The 16,018-nt window shown below is 30.4% G+C and carries 15 protein-coding genes; 6 read left to right on the forward strand and 9 right to left on the reverse strand.

What is annotated here, in order from left to right:
- The first annotated feature begins 110 nt into the window (after nucleotides 1–110).
- Nucleotides 111–563 carry a hypothetical protein gene (locus Q0807_RS13430; RefSeq protein ID WP_299110561.1) on the forward strand — a complete coding sequence of 151 codons (453 nt, stop codon included), beginning with the start codon at nucleotides 111–113 and terminating at the stop codon, nucleotides 561–563.
- 81 nt (nucleotides 564–644) lie between these two features.
- Here Q0807_RS13430 and recQ read toward each other — a convergent pair whose 3' ends face one another.
- Nucleotides 645–2,843 (reverse strand): DNA helicase RecQ, encoded by a 2,199-nt coding sequence (gene recQ / locus Q0807_RS13435; protein WP_299110563.1) that lies wholly within the window; start codon nucleotides 2,841–2,843, stop codon nucleotides 645–647.
- A gap of 88 nt (nucleotides 2,844–2,931) precedes the next feature.
- Here recQ and Q0807_RS13440 point away from each other — a divergent pair, with 88 nt between their 5' ends.
- The 3 genes from Q0807_RS13440 (at nucleotide 2,932) to lptB (ending at nucleotide 5,569) form a co-directional block, all read left to right on the forward strand.
- Nucleotides 2,932–3,897 carry an SIS domain-containing protein gene (locus tag Q0807_RS13440; RefSeq protein WP_299110564.1) on the forward strand — a complete coding sequence of 322 codons (966 nt, stop codon included), beginning with the start codon at nucleotides 2,932–2,934 and terminating at the stop codon, nucleotides 3,895–3,897.
- Nucleotides 3,897–4,718: a twin-arginine translocase subunit TatC gene (tatC, locus tag Q0807_RS13445; protein WP_299110565.1), complete on the forward strand. Its 822-nt coding sequence runs from the start codon at nucleotides 3,897–3,899 to the stop codon at nucleotides 4,716–4,718. Before Q0807_RS13440 ends, tatC begins: the two co-directional genes overlap by 1 nt.
- A 110-nt stretch (nucleotides 4,719–4,828) precedes the next feature.
- Entirely contained in the window at nucleotides 4,829–5,569 is a 741-nt protein-coding gene (gene lptB / locus Q0807_RS13450; RefSeq protein ID WP_299110566.1) for an LPS export ABC transporter ATP-binding protein, read from the forward strand.
- A gap of 4 nt (nucleotides 5,570–5,573) precedes the next feature.
- On the opposite strand, the gene Q0807_RS13455 is transcribed toward lptB, so the two are convergent.
- The 3 genes from Q0807_RS13455 to Q0807_RS13465 are packed head-to-tail and all read right to left on the reverse strand — an operon-like array spanning nucleotide 5,574 to nucleotide 7,497.
- On the reverse strand, nucleotides 5,574–5,876 hold the full coding sequence (locus Q0807_RS13455) for a hypothetical protein (RefSeq protein WP_299110567.1): 303 nt from the start codon (nucleotides 5,874–5,876) through the stop codon (nucleotides 5,574–5,576).
- A 7-nt stretch (nucleotides 5,877–5,883) separates the two neighbouring features.
- Nucleotides 5,884–6,708, reverse strand: a complete 825-nt coding sequence (locus Q0807_RS13460; RefSeq protein WP_299110568.1) for a TerC family protein — start codon at nucleotides 6,706–6,708, stop codon at nucleotides 5,884–5,886.
- A gap of 33 nt (nucleotides 6,709–6,741) precedes the next feature.
- Nucleotides 6,742–7,497, reverse strand: a complete 756-nt coding sequence (locus Q0807_RS13465) for a CDP-alcohol phosphatidyltransferase family protein (protein WP_299110569.1) — start codon at nucleotides 7,495–7,497, stop codon at nucleotides 6,742–6,744.
- Between the two features lie 143 nt (nucleotides 7,498–7,640).
- Between Q0807_RS13465 and Q0807_RS13470 the strand changes: the two genes are divergently transcribed.
- Nucleotides 7,641–8,711 carry a PorV/PorQ family protein gene (locus Q0807_RS13470; RefSeq protein ID WP_299110570.1) on the forward strand — a complete coding sequence of 357 codons (1,071 nt, stop codon included), beginning with the start codon at nucleotides 7,641–7,643 and terminating at the stop codon, nucleotides 8,709–8,711.
- Nucleotides 8,712–8,719: 8 nt separating this feature from the next.
- The gene (locus Q0807_RS13475; RefSeq protein ID WP_299110571.1) at nucleotides 8,720–9,889 is read left to right on the forward strand and encodes a DUF4105 domain-containing protein; all 1,170 of its coding nucleotides are present in this window, start codon (nucleotides 8,720–8,722) and stop codon (nucleotides 9,887–9,889) included.
- Here Q0807_RS13475 and Q0807_RS13480 read toward each other — a convergent pair whose 3' ends face one another.
- From Q0807_RS13480 to Q0807_RS13500, 5 genes are all read right to left on the reverse strand, one after another.
- Nucleotides 9,890–11,284 carry a sugar transferase gene (locus Q0807_RS13480; RefSeq protein WP_299110572.1) on the reverse strand — a complete coding sequence of 465 codons (1,395 nt, stop codon included), beginning with the start codon at nucleotides 11,282–11,284 and terminating at the stop codon, nucleotides 9,890–9,892.
- Nucleotides 11,285–11,340: 56 nt separating this feature from the next.
- Entirely contained in the window at nucleotides 11,341–12,351 is a 1,011-nt protein-coding gene (locus Q0807_RS13485; RefSeq protein ID WP_299110573.1) for a glycosyltransferase family 4 protein, read from the reverse strand.
- On the reverse strand, nucleotides 12,308–13,534 hold the full coding sequence (locus Q0807_RS13490) for an O-antigen ligase (RefSeq protein ID WP_299110574.1): 1,227 nt from the start codon (nucleotides 13,532–13,534) through the stop codon (nucleotides 12,308–12,310). The genes Q0807_RS13485 and Q0807_RS13490 overlap by 44 nt, the downstream gene beginning before the upstream one ends.
- Nucleotides 13,535–13,662: 128 nt before the next feature.
- Entirely contained in the window at nucleotides 13,663–14,763 is a 1,101-nt protein-coding gene (locus tag Q0807_RS13495; RefSeq protein WP_299110575.1) for a glycosyltransferase, read from the reverse strand.
- The gene (locus tag Q0807_RS13500; protein WP_299110576.1) at nucleotides 14,760–15,881 is read right to left on the reverse strand and encodes a glycosyltransferase; all 1,122 of its coding nucleotides are present in this window, start codon (nucleotides 15,879–15,881) and stop codon (nucleotides 14,760–14,762) included. The genes Q0807_RS13495 and Q0807_RS13500 overlap by 4 nt, the downstream gene beginning before the upstream one ends.
- Nucleotides 15,882–16,018 lie beyond the last annotated feature (137 nt).

The raw sequence follows: 16,018 nt of genomic DNA on the forward strand, positions 1-16,018 counted from the left end.
AGACTGAAGATTTGCGAATATGACAAAATTAGAATTGAAGACTCAAAGCTTTAACAAAAAACAAAATTTGAGTTTTAAATTAATAAGGTTAGTTTTGAAAAAAAACTAAAATGGCATTTTCATTATCTAATTTTTTTGGTAACAAAGCTTCTCAAGCTAAATCTAATGACAGCATTGAAGCAATAATAAAAGATGTTGAAAACCAGCCTTATGGTGTTACTGATAACAATGTCCTTTTTGCTGGCTTGAATGAATTGGGTGGTTATTTCTTTTTTCAGACTGTAATTGTTGGACAACTTCATATAAAATGCAAAACCGGAGCAACACTTACCTTTTTTGGTGATGACTTTGAATTACAATTAGAATCAGATATGCCAGAGTTTGAGTCTGAAGGCTCTAGTATAAAAGGCAGAAGTATTACAAAAATTGATTTTCAGGTTGAAGAAAGCGAAGTTAAAAAACTAGAGAAAGCCACGCTTAATAGCGTACAAATTAAAGTTAAGAAACATAATTTAGTATTTAAAAAATCTTTAGTTATTGATATTTCTGATGAAGAGGAATAAAAAATCAGTCCGATTAAATTTAAGAAACTAGATTCCTAAATTCAGTCGGACTGACCATAGTAATTTTAATATAATTAAAGCCTAGTTGGCTACTTCACTCATAAATTTAATTCGGTATAATCGTAATTCTTCGTCATCGTAATCACCATCAAACTCTTCAATAGCATCATCGATTTTATCACTTTCAGTTTCCATAAAATAATCATGGATTTCTTCTTGTTGATCTTCGTCTAAAAGGTCATCAATCCAATAATTAATATTCAACTTAGTACCAGAAAACACAATAGATTCCATTTCTTTAATAAAAGCTGGCATTTCCATCCCTTTTGAAGATGCAATGTCTGTTAAAGGCAATTTTCTATCTACATTCTGAATGATGTATAATTTTATTGCAGAGTTAGTTCCTGTTGACTTTACAATCATGTCATCTGGTCGCATAATGTCATTTTCCTCAACATAATCTGCTATTAAACCAACAAAATCCTTTCCGTATTTTTTAGCCTTACTTTCACCTACACCATGCACATTAGAAAGTTCTTCAATAGATATAGGGTATTTTAAAGCCATATCTTCTAAAGAAGGATCTTGAAAAATAACAAATGGAGGAACACCTAGTTTTTTAGCATTACGCTTACGTAAATCCTTAAGCATTTTCATAAGCTTCTCATCTGCCGTTACTCCTCCTTTTGCGTTGGTCACTATACCGTCATTAGTATCTTCATCAAACACATGATCTTCAGCCATTAAAAATGATTCTGGTTTAGAAATAAAATTCACACCATTTTCACTCAATCTTAAAACACCATAAGTTTCAATATCTTTCTTTAAAAAACCAGCTACTAATACTTGTCTTATTAAAGCCATCCAATACCTTTTATCCTTGTCTTTACCAATACCAAAGAAATCTTGAGTATCCGTTTTATGAGAAGAAATAAGTGCATTTGCATTACCAACGAGTACTTGTACTAAATCTTTAGATTTATATTTTTCATTAGTTTTTTGAACTGTTTCTAATAATATCTTAACATCATCTTTAGCTTCTACTTGCTTTTTAGGATGACGTACGTTATCATCCATATCACCACCTTCACCTGTTGCATTATCAAATTCTTCTCCGAAATAATGAAGAATAAATTTACGTCTAGAGACTGAAGTCTCAGAAAAAGCGACAACTTCTTGTAAAAGTGCATGACCAATTTCTTGTTCAGCTACAGGCTTGCCTGCCATAAATTTTTCGAGCTTTTCTATATCTTTATATGCATAGTAGGCTAAACAATGACCTTCACCACCATCTCTACCTGCTCTACCAGTTTCTTGATAATAGCTTTCTATACTTTTAGGTATATCATGATGTATCACAAAACGCACATCTGGCTTATCAATTCCCATTCCGAAAGCGATAGTTGCAACCACGACATCTGTATCTTCCATTAAGAACATATCTTGATGTTTTACTCTCGTTTTAGCATCTAAACCTGCATGATAAGGAACCGCTTTTACACCATTGACTTGTAATACTTGCGATAATTCCTCTACACGTTTTCTACTTAAACAATATATAATACCAGATTTACCATCGTTCTGTTTTACAAAACGAATAATATCTGCATCTACATTTTTAGTTTTAGGACGCACTTCGTAATAAAGGTTTGGCCTATTAAAAGATGCTTTAAAAGTTACAGCATTTGGCATGCCTAAACTTTTTAAAATATCTTCTTGAACTTTAGGTGTTGCCGTTGCAGTAAGACCTACAATAGGTATATCATCACCTATTCGTTTTATAATAGTTTTTAAATTTCTGTATTCTGGTCTAAAATCATGTCCCCATTCACTGATACAATGGGCTTCATCAACAGCCATAAAAGAAATCTTAACTGTTCTCAGAAAGTCAACATATTCTTCTTTGGTTAGCGATTCTGGCGCCACATAAAGGAGTTTTGTGATACCACTTGTAATATCATCCTTAACGCGTTTTACTTCCGTTTTATTTAACGAAGAATTTAAAACATGCGCTACACCTTCGTGCTCAGACACGGCTCTAATAGCATCAACCTGATTTTTCATCAAAGCTATAAGTGGAGACACTACAATGGCAGTACCTTCCTTAATTAAAGCTGGTAGTTGATAACATAACGATTTTCCGCCTCCTGTTGGCATAATAACAAAAGTGTTATTACCAGCTACGACGTTTTTTATTACTTCCTCTTGTAAACCTTTGAATTGTGAAAATCCAAAGTGTTTTTTTAGTGAAGCGTGTAAGTCAATTTCTGCAATACTCATTAATCCCTATTGGTATTTTATATACATTTGCAACAACTTTAAAGATAACAAATTCTTTATATCTAAAAAACTCAATAAAACATAAGTTTTGAACACTAAGCAATCTATCTTAAAAACTGCAAAAACAACGATAAAATTAGAAAGTAAAGCTATAAATAATTTATCAGAATTACTAACTGAAGATTTTGCAGATGCTGTAGAATTGATTTATCAGTCAAAAGGACGCGTAATAATTACCGGAATTGGTAAAAGTGCAATCATCGCAAATAAAATTGTAGCCACTTTAAATTCTACTGGAACTCCAGCTATTTTTATGCATGCTGCAGATGCCATACATGGTGATCTTGGGTTAATACTTGAAGATGATGTTGTCATTTGTATCTCTAAAAGCGGAAACACACCAGAAATAAAAGTTTTGGTACCGCTTATTAAGAATGCAAAAAACAAAATGATTGCAATTACAGGTAACAAAGAATCATTTTTAGGTTTACAAGCAGATTTTATATTGAATGCTTATGTTGAACAAGAAGCCTGCCCTAATAACCTAGCACCAACAACAAGTACTACAGCACAATTAGTTATGGGTGACGCTTTAGCGGTTTGTCTATTAGAATTGCGTGGTTTCTCTAGTAAGGATTTTGCAAAATATCATCCTGGAGGAGCACTTGGCAAACGATTATACTTAAGAGTGAATGATTTATCATCTCAAAATCAGAAACCACAAGTAGGACTTGAAGCTTCCTTAAAAGAAGTTATTGTAGAAATTACGGAAAAAATGCTAGGTGTAACAGCTGTGGTTGAAAATAAAAAGATTGTTGGTATTATTACAGATGGTGATTTAAGACGTATGTTGAGCAAAAGTGATAATCTAACAGGCTTAAAAGCCAAAGATATTATGAGTAATAATCCAAGACGAATTTCTGAAGATGCCATGGCAGTAGATGCAAAAGAGGTTATGGAAGAATTTGGTATTTCTCAGTTGCTAGTAGAACATGACGATGCTTATGCAGGTGTTGTTCACTTACACGATTTAATAAAAGAAGGTATTATATAATGGCAAAACAGCAAGTAGATGAGATGTCTTTTTTAGACCATCTCGAAGAATTAAGATGGCATTTAGTGAGAGCTGTAGCTAGTGTTTTCATTGCAGCAACTTTAGCTTTTATATTTAAAAAAATTGTTTTCGATATAATTTTTGGGCCTACACACATGAACTTTCCAACATATGAAGGTTTATGCAGAGTATCTCAATTTTTAGGAATGACAGATACTACTTTTTGTGCAGAAGAATTTCCTTTTATTATTCAGAATAGAACCGTTGCAGGTCAGTTTTCTGCGCATATTTGGACCTCTATTTATGCTGGTTTTATAGTATCATTTCCGTATGTTATATATCAACTATGGAGTTTTATTAGTCCTGGATTAAAAGCTAGTGAACGTAAAAACTCGAGAGGATTTATTATCATAGCATCATTATTATTCTTTATTGGAGTACTTTTTGGTTATTACATTGTTACACCTTTGTCGCTAAACTTTTTAGCGAACTATCAAATTAGTGAAGAAATTTCTAATGAGTTTGACATCAGTTCTGTAATCGCCATAGTACGCTCATCATCTATTGCTTCTGGTTTTGTATTTGAATTGCCAATTTTAATTTATTTTTTAACTAAAGCCGGACTTGTTACACCTCAATTTCTTAGAAAATACAGAAAATTCGCACTAGTTATTGTATTAATATTATCCGCAATTATTACACCTCCAGATATTGCGAGTCAAGTAATTGTTGCAATTCCTATTCTATTATTATACCAAGTTAGCATCTATATATCTGGTGTTGTTGTAAAAAATCAAAAAAGAAAAGCTAAGAAAGCTTAATATTGAATAAAGTCGAAATCATTATACTCAAGGTTAAACTTTTAATAAATGATTTATAAAGCCAACCAAATAGATATGATTTTATTAATTTTAACGTTCTTAGATACAATATGAAGTTACGAGCAGAACATTTAATGAAGTCCTACAGCGGACGAAAAGTGGTAAAAGACGTTTCACTAGAGGTTAATCAAGGTGAGATTGTAGGTTTATTAGGTCCTAATGGAGCCGGAAAAACGACATCTTTCTACATGATCGTTGGTATTATAAAACCAAATGGTGGTAACATTTATTTAGATGACACTAACATCACAAAATATCCTATGTATAAACGTGCTCAAAACGGAATTGGATATTTAGCTCAAGAAGCTTCGGTTTTTAGAAAATTAAGTATTGAAGATAATATATTAAGTGTTTTACAACTTACAAAATTAAGTAAGAAAGAGCAGCATGATAAAATGGAGTCTTTAATTGAAGAATTTGGATTAGGACATATTAGAACTAATAGAGGAGACTTACTTTCTGGTGGTGAAAGACGACGAACTGAAATTGCACGTGCGCTAGCAACTGACCCAAATTTTATACTTTTGGATGAACCTTTTGCAGGTGTCGATCCTGTTGCCGTTGAAGATATTCAGCGTATTATTGCCAAATTAACCAAAAAGAATATTGGTATATTAATTACAGACCATAACGTACAAGAAACCTTAGCTATAACAGACCGAACCTATTTAATGTTTGAAGGTAATATTCTTAAAGCAGGTAAACCCGAAGAATTGGCAAGTGACGAAATGGTACGTAAGGTTTATCTAGGTCAAAACTTTGAACTACGTAAAAAGAAATTAGAGTTTTAAATTACTACTTATTACTTTGTTTCATTTTTTGAATTACCAATAAAACGCCATACACAAATACAGACTGTATTGTTAAGTTGATTGCCCAGTATATAAGAACCATAAATAAGTTCTCTGATACAAAAAACGGTAGTTTGCTATTAATTAAACTCAACGGAATACTACATATTGATATCAATAAAGAAGTTATGGATGTTAAATCACTATCTGCTTTAGACAATAAAATATCTACCAAACCAATCACAAATTGAATTGCCATTAGTGCTAAGAAAATATAAATTAAATACTTAAGCTTATACTTTTCCATTACTTAACTAGTTTTTATTACCCTTATTTAATGTGCTCTCTTTTTCCTTTATCAATTTCTTTTGATAACGGCCTTGTACAATATCTACAATAACTAAAACTACAATCACAAAGTAAAATGTGGTTTTACTCATTGGTACAATTTCGTTTCCAAAGATTTTTAAATGTGCTAAATGCCCACCTTCAGTCACTAACATAATACCAACAATAAATAAAATAAAGAGCCCTAATACTTCATACATTCTATTCTTAGCTAAGAAGGTTGAAATTCTATCTGCTAAAAACAACATCAGTAATCCACTAACAACAATCGCTATAGCCATTACTATAAATGCAGTAGTAGAATCTTCAATTTCACTTGTAAGTCCTATCGCAGCCAAAATTGAATCGAATGAAAATACTAAATTCATAATTACTATACTAACAATCACTGCATTAGCCGTTTTTTTTCGTTTAACAGCACCATCTTCAACATCGTGGCTTAAATCTGAAAGCGAAATCATGTGCCAAATTTCTTTAATTGCCGTGTAAATAATAAAGCCACCACCTGCTAAAACAATAAGACTATGTCCATTAAAAGCAAAGTCTAAAACATTTTCAATATGACCCGTTAAAAACGAAAAGGGTTCTTGAAAAAAGCCAATTACTCTAACTAAAACAAATAATAAAACTATTCTTAAAACTATAGCTATTAGTATTCCTACTTTTCTAACTCGTTTTTGCTTATCTAATGGTGCTTTTTTAGATTCTAAAGAAATGTAAAGTAAATTATCAAAACCTAAAACGGCTTGCAGCATTACAAGCATTAAGAGAGTAAAAAGAATTTCAGCCATAATTTATTCTGGTATTAATGTTAATTTAAAGATTTAGTGGATATTTTTTCTATCTAGAATTGATAATATGATATATAATGCAATTATAAATGGTATTGCAGCAAATTGAAGCACTACTAAAAGTACAACACTAAGAATCAAAAAAACATAACGCACAGCATTATCTTTAAAACTCCAATTCTTAAATTTTAATGCAAACAATTTTATATTAGAGTTTAATAAATAGCAACTCAATAATGTAAGACCAATTAAAAACCATTTATTAATAATAATTGAATTCATTAAATCACTATTTTGATATTCTAAAATCAATGGTAATGACATTATTACTAATGTGTTGGCTGGTACAGGTAAACCCTTAAAATAAGTTTGTTGATCTTCATCTAAGTTGAATTTTGCTAACCGATAAGCAGAAGCTAGAGCAATTAACAATCCTATTAGCGGTAAAAATGGCATTTCTAAAACAGTTCCTTTTAAACTGGACGTCCAACTATCTGCATAGTTAAAATTTGAGGTTCCTATAGAATCAGAAATTAATTTAAACATAATAACACCTGGCACTACTCCACTTGTTACCAAATCTGCCAGAGAATCTAACTGAATACCCAACGGACTTTGCACATTTAATTTTCGGGCTAAAAGGCCATCAAAAAAATCAAAGAATATGCCTAAAAACACAAAAAGAGCAGCCGCAATAAAATTGCCATACACTGCAAAAATTAAAGCAATGCAACCCGAAAACAAATTCAGCAATGTTACGATATTAGGAATATGTCGTTTAATACTCATAATTTAAATTTATGTAAAAATATAAAAGTATTTGAGTCTGTACTTAATATTTTTGAAATTGCGTAAAAAGAAAACAATAACAACCTTATTTTACAGTTAAATAGATATAAAATATTGTGCATCTTTGTAAAAAAAATTTGCTGTTGAAAAATTACTTAGCACTTCTCTTAATACTTGCTACGCTTTTCGCTTCGGGTCAAACCACAAGAAAATATTCTAATGAATTTATGAATATAGGTGTTGATGCTGCTGCATTGGGCATGAGTAATGCTGTTGTATCTCAAACGTCTGATGTAAATTCTGGTTATTGGAATCCTGCAGGATTGGTGCATTTAGAAGGTAAACAATTAGCTTTAATGCATTCTAGTTATTTTGCCAACATTGCCAATTATAATTATATTGGATACGGAATGCCTTTAGATAACAAAAGTGCTTTAGGTATATCATTAATAAGGTTTGGAGTCGATGATATTTTAGATACTACGCAATTAATCGATGACCAGGGAAATATTAATTACGATAGAATAAGTACATTTTCTACTGCAGATTATGGTCTTACGTTTTCTTACGCAAGGAAACTGCCATTAGACGGTTTAAATTTTGGGGTAAATGCGAAAATCATTAGACGCATAATTGGTGATTTTGCCTCTTCTTGGGGTTTTGGTTTAGATGCAGGAATTCAATTTGAAGGCAAAAACGATTGGAAATTTGGTATCATGGCAAGAGATATCACAACTACTTTTAATGCTTGGTCTATTGACGAAGAAAAATTTGAACAAATTAGTGGCGCAATTGATGATGAAAACCAAGAGCTACCAGAAACTACAGAAATAACAATACCAAAATTAGAAATAGGAATGTCTAAGAAATGGATATTCCATTACGATTACACATTACTAGCAGCTGCTAACTTAAATATGCGTTTTGCTCAAAATAACGATATTATATCTACTTCTTTTGCCAGCATAAATCCTGCTTTAGGTTTTGAATTTGGTTATACGGATTTAGTTTTTTTAAGAGCTGGAGTTGGTAATTTTCAAAATGAAATTCAAATCGATGATTCAGAACAAGTTACCTTTCAGCCTAATTTTGGTGTAGGTTTTAAATACAGAGGTATTCAAATTGATTATGCTTTCACTGACATTGGTGATCAAAGTGCAGCCCTTTACTCTAATGTGTTTTCATTAAAAATAGATTTTAGCGTTTTTAGATAGTTCATCATATGAAATTAAAGTTTTCTCTTTTAGTATTTCTATTTACAATTACTTCTGGGTTTTCTCAGCAGTATCAATTATCACCAAATGCAGAAATATCTGTATTAACTATTGGTCCAGGAGCTTCACTAAACGATGCTTTTGGTCATAATGCTTTTAGAGTTAAAGACAACGACTTAGGTATAGATGCGATATATGGTTACGGTCAATACGATTTTGATGCACCAAATTTTTATTTAAAATTTGCACAAGGAAAGTTAGAATACCTTATTAGTAAACACAATTTTGCGGATATATATTACCATTATACTAGTTATAATCGTTCAATTGACGAGCAAGTTTTAAATTTCTCTGCCAAAGAAAAACAAAATCTATTTAACTATTTAGAAAACAATTATAAACCAGAAAACAGACGTTATATCTACGATTTCTTTTATGACAATTGTGCTACTAGAATTAGAGATGTCACTGAAAAAGCAACTTCACGAAAAATAGATTATAATTTACCCGAAGGTTTTAAACATAAAACATTTAGAACACTAATCCATGACCATGTTGGCCTTAATACTTGGGGAAGTTTTGGAATTGATATTGCTTTAGGTTCTGTTATAGATGTAGAAGCTACAACATCTGAGCATATGTTTTTACCAATATATATCCATGAGTTTTTTGCAAACGCAAAATTAGATAGCTCTCAGAAATTGGTAAAAGACTCTTCAAACCTTTATGAAAAAAAAGAAGACATTACCTCATTCGATTCTCTATTTAGTCCATTGATTATAATAGGATTACTTGGGCTTGGCATATTATTTATTACATATAAAGATTATAAAAATAATAAGAGAACAAAGTGGTTAGATTCCATAATTTTTGGAACCACAGGAATTGTCGGTATTGTTTTATTATTGCTTTGGTTTGCTACAGACCATTCAGCAACCGCTTATAACTTTAACTTATTATGGGCTTTTCCTTTAAATATTCTTATTGTTAGTCAATTATTAAAACCAACGATTAAGAATTGGGTAAAACGTTATATAAAGTTTCTAATTATTATGTTAGCACTGTTAACATTTCATTGGATAAGTGGCATACAGGTTTTTGCTATTGGCTTAATTCCTTTGTTAATAGCAATTTTTATTAGATTTATATTTCTTTCAAAATATCTTAATAAAAACTAATTACTGTCCTCTATAATATAATATAGTACTCAGTGTTTTTATTGAAATACTGAAATCTAAAAACACACTTCTGTGTTTAATATAATACAAATCGTATTGAAGCTTCGTTAAACTATCGTCAACAGAAGCACCATACCTTGTGCTTACTTGTGCCCAACCTGTAAGGCCAGGTTTAATGATATGACGTGTTTCGTAAAACGGAATAATTCGAGATAATTCATTAACAAAAAACGGACGTTCTGGTCTAGGACCTATAATACTCATATCTCCTTTTAAAACATTGATAAATTGTGGAATTTCATCTAAACGAGAACGACGTAAAAACATACCAAAAGCCGTAATTCTGGTGTCATTTTTCTGAGCCCATTTTACGCCATCTTCCTCAGCATTTACAACCATCGATCTAAGTTTAATAATCTGAAAAGGTTTACTATTTCGACCTACGCGTTCTTGAGAATAAAATAAAGGACCTCTGTTTCCTATTAAATTCCCAATTAAGATAATTGGCGCAATTAATAATCCAAAAAACAAACCAATCAATGAGAAAACAATATCGAATCCACGCTGAAAAAATATGTATAGCTTATTTTCATTGCTACGACTAAAAGGAAAATATTTATAAAAATCTTTACCTACAAATTGCACCGGAACTTTTTGAAGTAATTCTTCATAGACCTGTGTATAGTCTCTAATTTTAAAACCACGCTCTAGAAGCAACATCAAATCATGATAAACTTCTACCGTAATGGCTTCTGTATTAAAACTAGCTACCAAGATTTCTGAAATTTTTTCCTTTTGAATAGTTTGTAAAAAATCCTTAGCATCAAATTCTTTTAATCCATTAAACTTTACAGAATCTTCAGATGAGTTTTCACTATTAATAAAACCTACTATTTTATAATTTGGGTCAGAAGTATCTAACGCTCTAACAAGTCCATCTATGTTTGAAACCTCTCCTACTAAAAGCACACGCTTATAAAAACGAGGAGATTCGATTAAGTTCATATAAAATACTCGCCATAAAAGGATAGAGAATATAATGGTTAAATACAGATACACAATTTGAAGACGTTCAACTGGAAGATATGGCGAAAGAACAGGTGTTAAGAGATAAAAAAGAACTACTGTAGATGCCGTAATTACCACATTCTTAAAAGTAGACTCAAGCTTACTTGCTTTTTGAAGATCGTACAATTCAAATATTGTCCCGAATATTGTAATATATACTCCTAAAAGAATTAAAGCTACACTATTATCTTTACTTACTTCAATATATTCAAAATCAAAATAAAGACTTAGGCAATAAACGCCCAAATACACCATCACCAAATCTAAAATCCTTAATAGAATTTTACGTTCAGAAACTTCGAAATGTATTCCTTTTTTTTTAGTCATTTTGCAAGAAAACTATGACGTAAAGATAATAAGTACAATTGGTTTTGAACATAAATTTAAGACAAAAGGGATTCCCATTTAGGTTTCACGGCTTTCCAACTAAAATTTTCAACTTTAGCACGTGCATTTTGTACTAATTTATTCTTGAATTCAATATCATCTTTTAACCTAATAATAGCCTCAGCCATAGCATTGGAATCATCCGGATTTACCAAAATCCCCTCAGAATTGTCAGAAATTAAAAATGGAAGTCCTCCAACATTAGTTGAAACAACTGGTAATCCAAGTGCCATTGCTTCAATAACACTTACTGGCATATTATCGAAATTAGTGGTATTTATAAAAACATTAGTGTTTTTAGAGTATGTTCTCCATTCAACCTTCGATAGTTTTCCTGTAAAATTAACTTCTAAATGTTTACTATCAGCTAACTCTTTTACTTTAATTAAAGACCCATCAACATCAGGACCAATCATTGTTAGCTCAACGTCGTAATTTTCTTCTTTTAATTGTTTTAAAACTAAAACAGCTAATTCAGGATTATAAATTGATGAGAAAGACCTAACCCATAATAGCTTGATAGCATCGATATTTCGATTTTCAAAACTGTATTGGTCTAGTTCAATACTATTTGGAATATATTCAACATTTTGATAACCGTAATTATTGAATACTAATTTTAAAAAATTAGATGGAGCAATTAATTTATGGGCATTCTTAAAAGTAAGTTCACTTAATTTAGGATTGTTTTTCAATCTATTCTCTAGATTTCCACCGTGAAGTATTGGAATATATTTAATATTAAACAGCCTACAAAGTTGACTTATAATCAAAGCATAATAAAAATTAATTGTACTGTAAGTATCTATTAAGACGTAATCCGTATTAGTTTTATTTTTAAAAACTAAAAATATCATATCCAATAAGCGAAACACTTTATTAGACTTGGCTGATGCGATTTTAAGGTTACACATTATTTTTAAATGGGAGCTTAAAGTATCTATCGTAGAGCTGGTTTTCCCTTTATTCGCTAAGGCATTTCCTATGTAAAGGACGTTTTTTTTCATGTATAACATTTAATAAAGCTAAGCCATAAACAAACCCTGGAGCCGCAATACGCATAGCTGAATGATTTATTGTGGCAAACCAAAAACAGAAAAAAGCAAAGAAAAATATATTACTTTGATTTTCTGTTCTATATGCTAAAGGTCTAATAATTAAAATTAATAAAATAATAATTCCAATTAATCCATGCTCTGACAATATTCGACTTACTTCATTATGGCTAGCAATGGCTTTTCCCATTCTTTCAATTCTTAATTCTTTCATCCCATTAGCACCAACCCCCAAAAATGGGTTCTCAATAAATCCTTCCAATTCTCCCAAAAATAGATTAACTCTACCAGCTGATACATCTTCTTTTTCCAAACCTTTCTTATCTTGATTATTATATCGCTTTTCAATTAACCCACCTGTTAGACTGGAGCTAACTACCCACGTAAACCCTAAAACCATCACTATAGCAATTAATGAAGCTACTATCCTAAACCTTTCATTAGATTTTGATTTTAGATATAAAAAGAATAAAAATGCCATTATCATTAATATACTAGTTATCACACCTCCTCTGCTAAAAGTAACAATTGCTCGAAATGTAACTGCACTAAATAGCATAATATTTATTATTGTAATTATAATATTTTTCGATTTAAGAAAAATAAATACACAAAACGTAAACATTCCGATACCCAATACTGTAGAAACCTGGTTGGGACCAAATCCTCCAGATGCTTCAAAATTAGATTGTGTTCCTCGAAGCGTATCTTTAATACTTGGAGCATATAAAAATAAATAAGTAGTTAAAGAAACTATAGGGAGTGACAAATATTGCAATACATCGAGCAATTGATTTCTTGTAATTTTACGATCTAAACAATACAAAGCAGAAACTCCCAGACTAACAGGGCCCGTTAAAACAAAAGCTACGTTAGTTCTGAAATTGGCATCAAATCCGATTGTTGATGATGCGACAATTATGGATGGCACAAGAAGTATAAGATAAATAAAATAAGCAGACCCTTTATTAGAAATACCGTCATAAAACATACCTATTAACATAAATAAAATCACCAAATATTTTGATGCTTCATAAAATAAAGCTCCATTGGTCATTCTCAACAATACCTCAATACCTACAACATAAGCACATGCTTTTAGTACTTCTATTTTTCTTTGTTTTTTTGAAGCCATTATTATAGTTAATATGAAATAAAAGATCATAAAAAAAAAGAACAATCTAGGAATAAGATTTACAAAAATAAAAAATACTACACCAAGCGTAATATGAAACAATAAACGGTAAACATATTTTATATTCATTATTCTTTTTCTATATTATCAGGTACTAATAATAACTCATAATCCAAAATCAACTTACGCAATATTTCTTCTTCAGAAAATTCATTTAGAATTTTTAAATGAAAATTTTCTGCACATTCTTTTCTATATTTTATATCATTTATAAGCAGCTTTAAACCATTGTAAACCGATTTTTTATCATTACTAGAAACCAACACACCTAAAGAATCATCTAATATTAATTTATTACAATACCCTACATCAGTTGCTAAAACAGCTAATTTACCAAGCCCATATTCTAATAATGCCATAGGTAATCCTTCAAATTTTGAAGTAAGTACTCCGATATCTGATTGAGAAATTATGTTTGATACATCTTCTTTAGCGCCATATAAAAATATTTGATTTTTTAATTTATGTTTATTAATAAAAGATTCTAAATTTTGAGAATAATCATCATCATAAATGGCTCCTATGCAATGAAGTGACCAATCACTACATTCTCCTTTTAACTTTTTAAATGCTTTAAACAGCAACTCATGATTTTTTGGCTCTCTTAAATTTGCTGCGCATAAAATTCGTTTGCCAGTATTACCATTTAATATTGTTTCTTTTTTATGATTAATTGTAGGAAAATTAGAAATAAACTTTACTGTTTTGCAATTTAAATTTTCAATTGCCCAATTCCTTAATTCATGATTTACACAATAAATTATATTAAAATTATACAAGCATAATTTTAGGATTACTAATTTGAATTTATTTGTATCATTGACTCTATTTCCATAATGGTCGTGCCATATGATTTTCAATTTTCTATTAAAAACACTTACTATAGCTGCAATAAAAAAAGAAGTACCATGCGCATGTAAAATGTTAATTTGATTCTTTTTTATATACTTTTTTAGTCGAAATAAGGCTATAATATCTATTGTTGATTTTTTATTCAAAAACAAATATGAGACTTCCTTTTTTATAGAAGCTTTTAATTGTCCTTCAGATCTAGTAGCACAAATATGGGATTCTACATTGGCACTAGAAAGACCATTAGCTATATTAATAGCCATTCGTTCAGCACCTCCAATCCGCAAAGTATCAATAATTTGTAATGACCGAATCATTTTACAACCATTTTTCCAATTTCTTCATCTAATTTGTTAAGCGTATATATCTGCGACCAACTCATCGCAGCCTTGCTCATTTCATTAAGAAAATCATCACCTTTTCCAATATGTTTTAAAATGGTATTGACAGCACTATCTAAATCATTTTCTATAAGTATACCTCGTTTGCCGTAATCTAACATCCAAGATAAACATGAAATTTTTGTTGAAATTGGAATTGCACCAAAAAACATACCTTCTGCAATAGCTTTAGGCCATCCTTCGCTTTTTGAAGGTAAAATTGAAAAATGTGCATCCTGCAAACAAGTTTTAATAGTCTCTCTATCTTGGTTTCCCAACATAAACACTGAGTCAGATAGATTGTTATCTTTAATAAATAACATTGCCTCATCCATTAAAGGTCCATCTCCAAACATATGGATTTCTGCATCAATTCCTTTTTTTCTTAATGACTCAATTATTTTAATAGTTAATAGTGGTCTTTTACCTACTACTAAATTTGCTGTAAATACAAATTTTAATTTTTTAGAATAATCTTTTTTGGAAAAAGAAACTCTTTCATCATTACGATATGTAGCTGATATAAATGACACCATATTCGTCGTAGCATCTTTCCATTCTCCATACACTAAAACTTTTATATTTTTAGATAACAAAGTGTTCTTTAATATATTTTGTTGCATTCTGTAAGCCCATGGTTGTTTGCTATCATAGTCCCAATTACCTGCATACTTTACAGTTTTCCGTTTTGAAGGAAACAAAATTTGGACAAAGGCTCCTAACAGACTCATATTACAAGGGCACCTCAAATGAATGTGATCTGCTTTTTTCATTACTTTATAAATCTTAAAAGAGGTGAAAGGAAATAATACCAAGGTTCTCAAAATATTATATACTGAAGTAATATTGAACGCTTTTACTTCCGTATAATTAATTGACTGATTATATGGTTCATCTATTTCTCCTATTTCGTTATTTTCATCTCTAGGTCCTATTACCAATGTTTTATCAGCATACTTTGTCCAGATGTTCATTTCTCTTACGTAAGGACCATAAGAGTAATATTTACCATCTTTAACTTTGTGTGGAGCTGATGTTATTATTGCTAATGTCATAGAATTAAAAGTTATATTTTTTAACTTATTGAATAATTTTTTAAGTTCTTTTTACAAGATATTCTTGAGGCATACTTGAAAATGGAAATATACAAATTTCATAAGTGTTTTTTTCAATCAAATTGAACTAGTAAATA

The sequence above is a fragment of the uncultured Winogradskyella sp. genome, assembly GCF_947495255.1.
Classification (GTDB): domain Bacteria; phylum Bacteroidota; class Bacteroidia; order Flavobacteriales; family Flavobacteriaceae; genus Winogradskyella.

Coding starts and splice junctions, on each gene's coding strand:
- Q0807_RS13495 (WP_299110575.1), bottom strand. CDS start 14,763: ATGATTCGGTCATTACAAATTATTGATACTTTGCGGATTGGAGGTGCT.
- Q0807_RS13465 (WP_299110569.1), bottom strand. CDS start 7,497: ATGAGTATTAAACGACATATTCCTAATATCGTAACATTGCTGAATTTG.
- Q0807_RS13480 (WP_299110572.1), bottom strand. CDS start 11,284: ATGACTAAAAAAAAAGGAATACATTTCGAAGTTTCTGAACGTAAAATT.
- lptB (WP_299110566.1), top strand. CDS start 4,829: ATGAAGTTACGAGCAGAACATTTAATGAAGTCCTACAGCGGACGAAAA.
- Q0807_RS13500 (WP_299110576.1), bottom strand. CDS start 15,881: ATGACATTAGCAATAATAACATCAGCTCCACACAAAGTTAAAGATGGT.
- Q0807_RS13490 (WP_299110574.1), bottom strand. CDS start 13,534: ATGGCTTCAAAAAAACAAAGAAAAATAGAAGTACTAAAAGCATGTGCT.
- Q0807_RS13430 (WP_299110561.1), top strand. CDS start 111: ATGGCATTTTCATTATCTAATTTTTTTGGTAACAAAGCTTCTCAAGCT.
- Q0807_RS13455 (WP_299110567.1), bottom strand. CDS start 5,876: ATGGAAAAGTATAAGCTTAAGTATTTAATTTATATTTTCTTAGCACTA.
- Q0807_RS13475 (WP_299110571.1), top strand. CDS start 8,720: ATGAAATTAAAGTTTTCTCTTTTAGTATTTCTATTTACAATTACTTCT.
- Q0807_RS13460 (WP_299110568.1), bottom strand. CDS start 6,708: ATGGCTGAAATTCTTTTTACTCTCTTAATGCTTGTAATGCTGCAAGCC.
- recQ (WP_299110563.1), bottom strand. CDS start 2,843: ATGAGTATTGCAGAAATTGACTTACACGCTTCACTAAAAAAACACTTT.
- tatC (WP_299110565.1), top strand. CDS start 3,897: ATGGCAAAACAGCAAGTAGATGAGATGTCTTTTTTAGACCATCTCGAA.
- Q0807_RS13485 (WP_299110573.1), bottom strand. CDS start 12,351: ATGAAAAAAAACGTCCTTTACATAGGAAATGCCTTAGCGAATAAAGGG.